Annotated in this window: 9 protein-coding genes; 4 read left to right on the top strand and 5 right to left on the bottom strand. The window is 72.1% G+C overall.

What is annotated here, in order from left to right:
* From VR45_RS13760 to VR45_RS13750, 3 genes are all read left to right on the top strand, one after another.
* Nucleotides 1-677, top strand: a 677-nt coding sequence (locus VR45_RS13760; RefSeq protein WP_045940009.1) for a DUF5753 domain-containing protein, incomplete at its 5' end; no start/stop codon positions are given.
* Complete coding sequence (locus tag VR45_RS13755; protein WP_045940008.1) at nucleotides 674-859, top strand: DUF397 domain-containing protein; 186 nt, start codon at nucleotides 674-676, stop codon at nucleotides 857-859. The genes VR45_RS13760 and VR45_RS13755, both read left to right, overlap by 4 nt.
* Nucleotides 856-1089, top strand: a complete 234-nt coding sequence (locus VR45_RS13750) for a DUF397 domain-containing protein (protein WP_045940007.1) — start codon at nucleotides 856-858, stop codon at nucleotides 1087-1089. Before VR45_RS13755 ends, VR45_RS13750 begins: the two co-directional genes overlap by 4 nt.
* Nucleotides 1090-1140: 51 nt before the next feature.
* On the opposite strand, the gene VR45_RS13745 is transcribed toward VR45_RS13750, so the two are convergent.
* From VR45_RS13745 to VR45_RS13730, 4 genes are all read right to left on the bottom strand, one after another.
* Nucleotides 1141-2523 (bottom strand): S53 family peptidase, encoded by a 1383-nt coding sequence (locus tag VR45_RS13745; RefSeq protein WP_078896498.1) that lies wholly within the window; start codon nucleotides 2521-2523, stop codon nucleotides 1141-1143.
* Between the two features lie 205 nt (nucleotides 2524-2728).
* Nucleotides 2729-3487: a beta-ketoacyl-ACP reductase gene (locus tag VR45_RS13740; RefSeq protein ID WP_045940006.1), complete on the bottom strand. Its 759-nt coding sequence runs from the start codon at nucleotides 3485-3487 to the stop codon at nucleotides 2729-2731.
* 45 nt (nucleotides 3488-3532) lie between these two features.
* Nucleotides 3533-4720, bottom strand: coding sequence for an acetyl-CoA C-acyltransferase (locus tag VR45_RS13735; protein WP_045940005.1), 1188 nt, complete (start codon nucleotides 4718-4720; stop codon nucleotides 3533-3535).
* 122 nt (nucleotides 4721-4842) lie between these two features.
* Nucleotides 4843-5997, bottom strand: a complete 1155-nt coding sequence (locus VR45_RS13730; protein WP_045940004.1) for an acyl-CoA dehydrogenase family protein — start codon at nucleotides 5995-5997, stop codon at nucleotides 4843-4845.
* A 242-nt stretch (nucleotides 5998-6239) separates the two neighbouring features.
* Between VR45_RS13730 and VR45_RS13725 the strand changes: the two genes are divergently transcribed.
* On the top strand, nucleotides 6240-7001 hold the full coding sequence (locus VR45_RS13725; protein ID WP_078896497.1) for a TetR/AcrR family transcriptional regulator: 762 nt from the start codon (nucleotides 6240-6242) through the stop codon (nucleotides 6999-7001).
* Here VR45_RS13725 and VR45_RS13720 read toward each other — a convergent pair.
* Nucleotides 6944-8224: a nitric oxide synthase oxygenase gene (locus tag VR45_RS13720; protein ID WP_078896496.1), complete on the bottom strand. Its 1281-nt coding sequence runs from the start codon at nucleotides 8222-8224 to the stop codon at nucleotides 6944-6946. The genes VR45_RS13725 and VR45_RS13720 overlap by 58 nt on opposite strands.
* Nucleotides 8225-8268: the final 44 nt, after the last annotated feature.

Here is an 8268-nt window from a genome sequence, read left to right as displayed (position 1 = left end):
CGCCGCAGCGGGAGCTGCTGGAGTCGTCGGAGCGGGTGTTGGACGCGCGAGGGCTGTTGATCGCAGCCGCGGACGACATCGAGAAGGCGAAGGCGAAGGCGCGGATGCGGCACCCGGAGTGGTTCCGGAACTACGCCGCCCTGGAGGCGGAGGCGCTCGAACTCCACGACTGGAGCGCCTACCTCGCTCCGGGACTGCTTCAGACGGAGGACTACGCCCGGGCGTTGTTCCGGATGCGACAGCCGGTATTGGCGGAAGAAACGGTCGAGATCCGGGTGGCAGCTCGGATGGCGCGGCAGGAAATCCTCGCCCGTTGGCCCCGCGCGGTCTTCAGCTGGGTGATCGACGAGGGTGTACTGCACCGGCGGCTCGGTGGGCCGGAGGTGCACAGAGGGCAGCTCGAACGGTTCCTGGAGATCGGCAACACCCGTGGCATGACGCTTCAGATCATGCCGATGGACCGCTCCGAGAACGCGAGCGTCGCAGGGTCGTTCAAGCTGTTCATTCCCAAGGGGCGTCCGCAGACCGGCTATATCGAGATCCAGACGAACGGTAGGCTCATCACGGATGCGGAGGAGGTTCGTCTCCTGAATGCGCGATACGGCACCCTCAGGGCACAGGCGCACTCTCCGCAGGATTCCCTGTCCTTGATCGAGAAGATGCTGGGAGAGCGATGAGCGGCGATCTGATGTGGTTCAAGAGCAGCTACAGCAGCAACGAGGGCGGCGATTGCGTCGAGGTCGCCGAGGCGGCGGAGTCGGTCCTGGTGCGCGATTCGAAGGACAAGTCCGGTCCGCAGCTGGCCTTTTCGCCCACTGCGTGGCGTTCCTTCGTCGAGTTTGCACAGTCGGTCCGATGAGCAGCGAACCGGTGTGGTTCAAGAGCAGCCACAGCGGTGGCGAGGGCGGGGACTGCGTCGAGGTGTGGTTCAAGAGCAGCCACAGCGGCGGCGAGGGTGGCAACTGCGTCGAGGTCGCCGAGACCACGGAATCAGTCCTGGTGCGTGACTCCAAGGACAAGTCCGGCCCCCGGCTGGCCTTCTCCCCGACCGCCTGGCGCTCCTTCGTCGAGTTCGCGCAGTCGGTCTAAAACGACGGTGCGGCCGTCCGCCAACCGGCGGACGGCCGCACCTCTGCGCTACTACCGCCCCGCGAGCGCGTGCACGAAGCGGCCGGCGTCGATGGTGCCGAGGCCGCTGGCGAGGTCGTAGCCCTTGGCGGCCTGGTAGCCGGTGACGGTGTCCCAGGAGTTGTCGCCGGTGGTCACGTCGGTGATGCCGCTCCACTGGTTCGGGAGCAGGTTCAGGCCGTAGAGGCGCCAGTTGAGCTGGCCGAGGCGGTGGCCGGCGAGCTGGTCGGCGAGGGCGACGACGCCGGAGAAGATCGGCGCGGCCTCGCTGGTGCCGCCGGTGAGGTGCCAGCCGGCGCGGGTGGGGTCGTAGGACTCGTAGGTCCAGGCGCCGCCGTCGACGGCGGCGCTCATGCTGATGTCCGGGGTGCCGCGGTGGCTGCCGGTGACCTTGGCGACGCCGGTCTGGTACAGGGGGCGGTCGAACACGCCGGAGACGCCGCCGCCGCCCGCGCCGTAGGCGTCGTGCCAGACCTTGTCGGGCGCGGTGCGCTTCCCTGCATCGTCCAGGGTCATCTGGGTGCCGCCGATGGAGGTGACCAGCGGGTCCGAGGACGGCCAGGAGTTGACCTTGTACGGGTAGAGGTCCGAGCCGTTCTCCTGGGCGTCGGTGGCGCCGTTGTCGCCCGAGGACGCGAGGACGGTGACGTCGTGCGCGGCGGCCTCCTTGAAGGCGTAGCGCAGGTCGGTGAGCGACTTGAAGTCGCCCTTGTCGAAGCCGGGGAAGGTGTTCTCGGTGGCGCCGAAGCTCTGCGAGATGACGTCGGCACGGCCGGAGCGGATGAGCGCCTGCTCGGCGTCCATCATCTCGGGCAGGCCGGTGGTGCCCTCGGTCTCGGCGACGCCGGTCTCGATCAGGATGATGTGGGCGTCCGGGGCGACGGCGTGCGCGTACTCGACGTCCAGGGTGGACTCGCCGGCCCAGCCGGTGTGGTCGGGGTTGGTGGGGTCGAAGGGCGGGACGTTGCCCCACTTCATGATCTCGACCTGGGTGTCCGGGATGCCCCACTGCTTGTCGAAGACCTCCAGGTCGTGCTGGATGGTCGGCGAGCCGAAGGAGTCGACGATGACGATGGTGCGGCCCTTGCCGGTGACGCCCTCCTTGTAGAGGGAGTTCAGGTTGTAGGCCTCGCGGTACTGGAGCGGGGAGTAGCAGTGGATGCCGAGCTGGCTGACGCAGTCCGAGGTGGACAGCGGCGCGGTCCGGCCGAGGGCGTTGACGTGGCCGGCCGAGGCGGGCCGGACGTGGACGCCGGCGGCGGTCGGCGCGCCCGGGGTGGTGGCGCCCGCGACGACGGAGGCGACGGAGCCGGTGGAGACGGTGCCGGCCGTGAGGGCGGTGGCCCCGACGGCGAGCAGGGCCAGGGCGCGGCGGAGGGTGCGGGGGCTGCCCATGGGACTCCTTGGGACGCTGGGCCCGGCCGGGATCGGTCGGGTCGGTCCGGCCATCCCATCGACTGCCGCATGATCATGCCATAGTCATTTCATACTGTCGGCATGGTCGTTACCGGCCACCGGAAAAGGTCAAGACCGTCCCAGGTGAAGGTAACCCAGCACCGGGGACGGTCCCCTGACATATCGTCAGATCATCACCGGCGTGTCAGCGCGCCCCGCCGTTGACGTACAGGGTCTGGCCGCTGACGTAGGACGACTCCTCGCTCGCCAGGAAGGCGACCACCGAGGCGACCTCCTCCGGCTGCCCGACCCGCCGCAGCGGCGTACGGGCGGACACCTCGGCCTGGTGGTCCTCGGCGGTGGAGCCGACCCGCTCGGCCGTCGCGGCGGTCATCGGGGTGGCGATGTAGCCGGGGGCGACGGCGTTCACATTGATGTTGAACGGGCCCAGCTCGATCGCCAGCGTCGCGGTCAGGCCCTGGATGCCGGCCTTGGCGGCGGCGTAGTTGGCCTGGCCCCGGTTGCCCAGCGCGGAGCGCGAGCTGAGCGAGACGATCTTGCCCCACTTCTGCGCGACCATGTACTTCTGCGCCACGTGGCTGCAGTTGTAGGCGCTGGTCAGGTTGACCGTCAGGACGGCGTCCCAGTCGGCCTTGGGCATCTTGAAGAACAGGTTGTCCCGGGTGATGCCCGCGTTGTTGATCAGGATGTGCAGACCGCCGAGGTCCTCGGCGATCCGGGCGAACACCGCCTCCACGGCGTCGTAGTCGGCCACGTCGCAGCCGTACGCCCGGGCCGTGCCGCCCTTGGCGGTGATCTCCTCGGCGGTGCCGGCCGCCCGTTCGGCCGAGAGGTCGACGACGGCCACCGTCGCGCCCTCCTCGGCCAGCAGGCGCGCCGTCGCGGCGCCGATCCCCTGCGCGCCGCCGGTGACGACGGCGACCTTGCCTGCGAAACGCGTCATGGTGCTGCTCCTCAAGAGTGGAAAGGACAAAAGGAGTTCGGGCCGTCAGGCGGACTCGACCAGCACCGCCGTGCCCTGGCCGACGCCCACACACATGGTGGCGAGGCCGCGGCGGCCGCCGGTACGGCGCATCCGGTGCAGCAGAGTGGAGAGGATCCGGGCGCCGGAGCCGCCGAGCGGGTGGCCGAGCGCGATCGCGCCACCGGTCGGGTTGACCAGCTCGGGGTCGATCCCCAACTGGTCGACCGAGGCCAGCACCTGCGCCGCGAACGCCTCGTTCAGCTCGGCCTCCGCGACGTCCGCCAGCGTCCAGCCGGCCCGGGCGAGCACCTTGCGGGTGGCCGGGACCGGCCCGATGCCCATCACGTCCGGGTGCACGCCCGCCGAGGCCCCGGCCACGTACCGGCCGAGCGGCTCCAGGCCGAACTCGCCGAGCGCCTCCTCGCTGACCAGGACCAGCCCGGCCGCGCCGTCGTTCATCGGCGAGGCGTTGCCCGCCGTCACCGTGCCCTCGGGGCGGAAGGCGGGCTTGAGCCGGGCGAGCTTCTCCAGGCTGGTGTCCTCGCGGATCGACTCGTCCTGGTCGACGGTCACCCCGTCGGCGCGCTCGACCGGGATCAGCTCGGCGTCGAAGTGGCCGTCCTTGCGGGCGGCGGCGGCCAGCTGGTGGCTGCGCAGCGCGAAGGCGTCCTGCCGCTCCCGGGTGATGCCGTACCGGCCGGCCACCTCCTCGGCGGTCTCGCCCATCGAGAGCACGCCGTGGAGTTCGGCCATCCGCGGGTTGGTGAGCCGCCAGCCGAGCCGGGTGTCGAAGGTCTCCATCCGGTGCGGCAGCGCCTCGTCGGGGCGGGGCAGGACGAAGGGGGCGCGGGTCATCGACTCGCAGCCGCCGGCCAGCACCACGTCCGCCTCGCCGGAGCCGATCGCCCGGGCGGCCATGGTGACCGCCTCCAGGCCGGAGGCGCAGAGCCGGTTGACGGTGGCGCCGGGCACGCTGTCGGGCAGTCCGGCGAGCAGGACGGCCATCCGGGCCGCGTTGCGGTTGTCCTCGCCGGCCTGGTTGGCGGCGCCCCAGTAGACGTCGTCGATCCGGGCCGGGTCGAGGGTGGGCAGGTCGGTGAGCAGGGCGCGCAGCACGGTGGCCGAGAGGTCGTCCGGGCGGACCGCGGCGAACGCTCCGCGCAGCCGGCCGATGGGTGTGCGGCGGGCCGCGGCGAAGTAGACGGGACGCACGACGGCGGATCTCCTTCTGGGAGGGTGGTGGTGGGGGAGGGGTGTCCCCGCTGGGGTGTCAGAAGGCGTGGAGGTCAGAAGGCGTGGAGGTCAGAAGGCGTGGAGGTCAGAGGGTGTGGGTGTCAGAAGGCGTTGACGCCGGTGAGCGCGCGCCCGATGAGCAGTTGGTGGATCTGGCTGGTGCCCTCGTAGAGGGTCATCACCCGCGCGTCGCGCAGGTACTTGCCGACGGGGTACTCGTCGATGAAGCCGTAGCCGCCGAACACCTGGAGCGCGTTGTTGGCGGCCCGTACCGCCGCCTCGCTGGCGAAGAGCTTGGCGACGGAGGACTCGGTGGCGAACGGCAGGCCGCGGTCGATGTGGTCGGCGACCTTCCAGGTGAGCAGCCGGGCGGCCTCGACGTCCACGGCGATCCCGGCCAGCAGCTGCTGCACCAGCTGGTGCGAGGCGATCGGCACGCCGAACTGCTCGCGTTCGCCGGCGTACCGGACGGCGGCGTCGAGGCAGGCCCGGGCGATGCCGACGCAGCCGGCGGCGACGGACATCCGGCCCTTGGCGAGGGCGGCCATGGCGACGGTGAAGCCCTTGCCGACCTCCCCGAGCCGGGCGCTGTCGGGCACCCGGACGGCGTCGAAGGCGAGTTCGGCGGTGGCCTGGCCGCGCAGGCCGAGCTTGCCGTGGATCTCGGTGCGGGTGAAGCCGGGCAGGTCGGTGGGGACGAGGAAGGCGGTGATGCCGCGATGGCCGGGCTCGCCGGTGCGGGCGAAGACGAGGGCGACGTCGGCCCAGGTGCCGTTGGTGATGAAGGTCTTGGTGCCGCTGAGCAGCCAGTCGCCCCGGTCGTCGTCGCGGACGGCCCGGGTGGTGAGGTTGGCGGCGTCGGACCCGGTGCCGGGCTCGGTGAGGGCGAAGCAGCCGAGCGCCTCGCCGGAGGTGAGCCGGGGCAGCCAGTGCCGCTTCTGCTCCTCGGTGCCGAAGGCGTTGACGGACTTGGCGACCAGGCCGAGCGAGACGGAGACGATGCCGCGCACGGCGGAGTCGCCCCGGCCGAGTTCCTCCAGGACGAGGCAGTAGGCGAGGTGGTTGCCGCCGCTGCCGCCGTACTCCTCGGGGAGGGTCAGCCCGAGGAAGCCGAGCTTGCCCAGCCGGCCGATGATCGCGCGGTCCACCGACTCGGCGCGGTCCCAGGCGGCGGCGTGCGGGGCGATCTCGCGGTCCGTGAAGGAGGCCGCGAGCTCGCGGACGGCGGCCTGTTCCTCGGAGAGCTCCAGATCCATGGCGAGCGACCAATCCGGTTAAACTAGCGCTGCAAGTTTTACCGGGACTGTAGCCCCGGGCGGGGCCTCCTGGGAAGGGGGACCTGTCAGAATCGGGCCCGCCCCGCACCGAGCCCACCCGACCGGACGCACCCACCGGACCGGACACCCCTACCGGACCGGATGAACCCACCGGACCGGACACACCGGTCGGGCCGTACGAACCCACCCGACCGCACGCACCCACCGGAGGAGCCGCGCCGATGCCCCGCCCGCGCACCCCCCTGCTCAACCGCGAGCGCATCGTCGGCGCCGCGCTGCGGCTGGTCGACCAGGAGGGCCTGGCCGCGCTCTCCACCCGCCGCCTGGCCGGCGAGCTCTCGGTGAGCGGGCCGTCCCTCTACAACCACTTCGCCACCAAGGACGAACTGCTGGACGCGGTCGTGGACGGGGTGATCGGGGAAGTCGACCTGTCGATGTTCGGCACCGGCGCGCCCTGGCCGGAGGCGCTGCGGGCCTGGGCCCGCTCCTACCGGGCCGCGCTCGCCGCCCACCCCAACATCGTCCCGGTGCTGGCCCAGGGCCCCGGGCGCCGGCCGAACGCGCTGCGGCTGGCGGACGCCGTCTTCGGCTGCCTGGTCGAGGCGGGCTGGCCGCGCGGGCAGGCGACCAGGATCGGCGCGCTGATGCGCTACTTCGTCACCGGCTCCGCCCTGGCCTCCTTCGCGGCCGGCTTCCCGGAGGACGCCGGGCTGTACGACGCGGCCGACTACCCCCACCTCGGCGAGGCGCACCGGCTGGCCGAGCACCGGGCGGCCGTGGACGAGGGCGCCTTCGAGACGGGGCTGGAGGCGCTGCTCGACGGGTTGGAGCTGCGCTTCGAACGGCTGGGCTCCGCCGGTCACCAGGGCTCGCAGGCCGGTCAGCAGGGTTCGCCGACCGGTGGTCAACGGCCGGAGCAGACCGGTCACCAGGGCTCGCGGGCCACGAACGCCGGCCGCAGCTCGGGGTCCACCGGGTCGTAGTACCGGTGGTAGACGGGCGTCAGCCCGCCCGAGACCGGCGGCACGATCCAGCTCCAGTCGGCGGGCGTCGGCCGCCCGAGCCGCTTCTCCTGCGCGACGTGCTTGAGGAAGCGCTCCGACTCGGTGTGGTGGTCGGCGATCGTCACCCCGGCCTCCTGGAAGGAGTGCAGCACCGCGACGTTCAGCTCCACCAGCGCGCGGTCCCGCCAGAGGGTGCGCTCGTGGGAGGTGTCCAGGCCGAGCCGTTCGGCGACGGTGGCCAGCATCGCGTAGCGGTCGGCGTCGGCCAGATTGCGGGCGCCGATCTCGGTGCCCATGTACCAGCCGTTGAACGGCGCGGTCGGGTAGCGGACGCCGCCGATCTCCAGCGTCATGTCGCTGATCGCCGGCACCGCGTACCAGCGCAGGCCGAGCTCGGCGAACCACGGGTGCTCGGGGTGCGAGAGCCGGACCTCCAGGGTGGTGTCCTCCGGGAGTTCGTACCATTCGGGCCGCTCACCGGGCCGCTCCTGGACGAGCAGCGGCAGTACCTCGAAGGGCTCCTCGCCGCATTTCCAGCCGAGGTCGCGGGCCCGGGCGGCGAGCTGCGCACCGGCCGGGTCACCGGTCCAGCCGCCGTCCGGGCCGGGGTGCCCGGCGTAGCGGATCAGCTGCTGGTTGACGATCCGGGCGGCCGGACGGCCCGGCCGGTCGGGGGCGAACACCGAGACCACCGGGCGGATCCGCCCGCCGTTGGTGGCGGTGCGCAGGTGGTCGAAGCACTCGGCGGCGATGTCGTCGGCGGAGGAGAGGTGCCGCAGGTCGCGGACCACCAGGCTGCGCCAGTACAGCCGGCCGATGCAGCGGGCGGCGTTGCGCCAGGCGAGCCGGGCGCCGTGGGCGAGTTCGGCGGGGGTGTGCTCGTAGGTGCCGGTGCGGTCGATCTCGTCGAGCACGGCGCGGACCCGGGCGGCGGCGTCGCCGGCGGTGGGTTGCTCGCGGTGGAACTGCCGGACGAACTCGGCGGCCTGCCGGGGGTCGGTGAAGTGGTCGTCGTCGGCCGGTTCCGGGGCGGCGGCGGTGCCGGGGGGTTCCTCGGGCACCAGGTGGCCGTGGACGTGGCCGTGCGAGTAGGGGCAGGCGCCGACGGGTGCGGCGGTGACGCGGCGCGGGCCGCGGTCGGTTCGGTCACCGCGGTCGCCGCGAATGCTGCGGGTGCGTAGCCGGTCGAAGATCAAGGACATCCCTCCTGCCGGTAAGGAAACCGGAGGTGCCCGGCCCGCCGCAG

The organism is Streptomyces sp. NRRL S-495 (genome assembly GCF_000966955.1).
Classification (GTDB): Bacteria; Actinomycetota; Actinomycetes; order Streptomycetales; family Streptomycetaceae; genus Kitasatospora; species Kitasatospora purpeofusca.
This window is presented reverse-complemented; position numbering and strand designations above follow the sequence as displayed.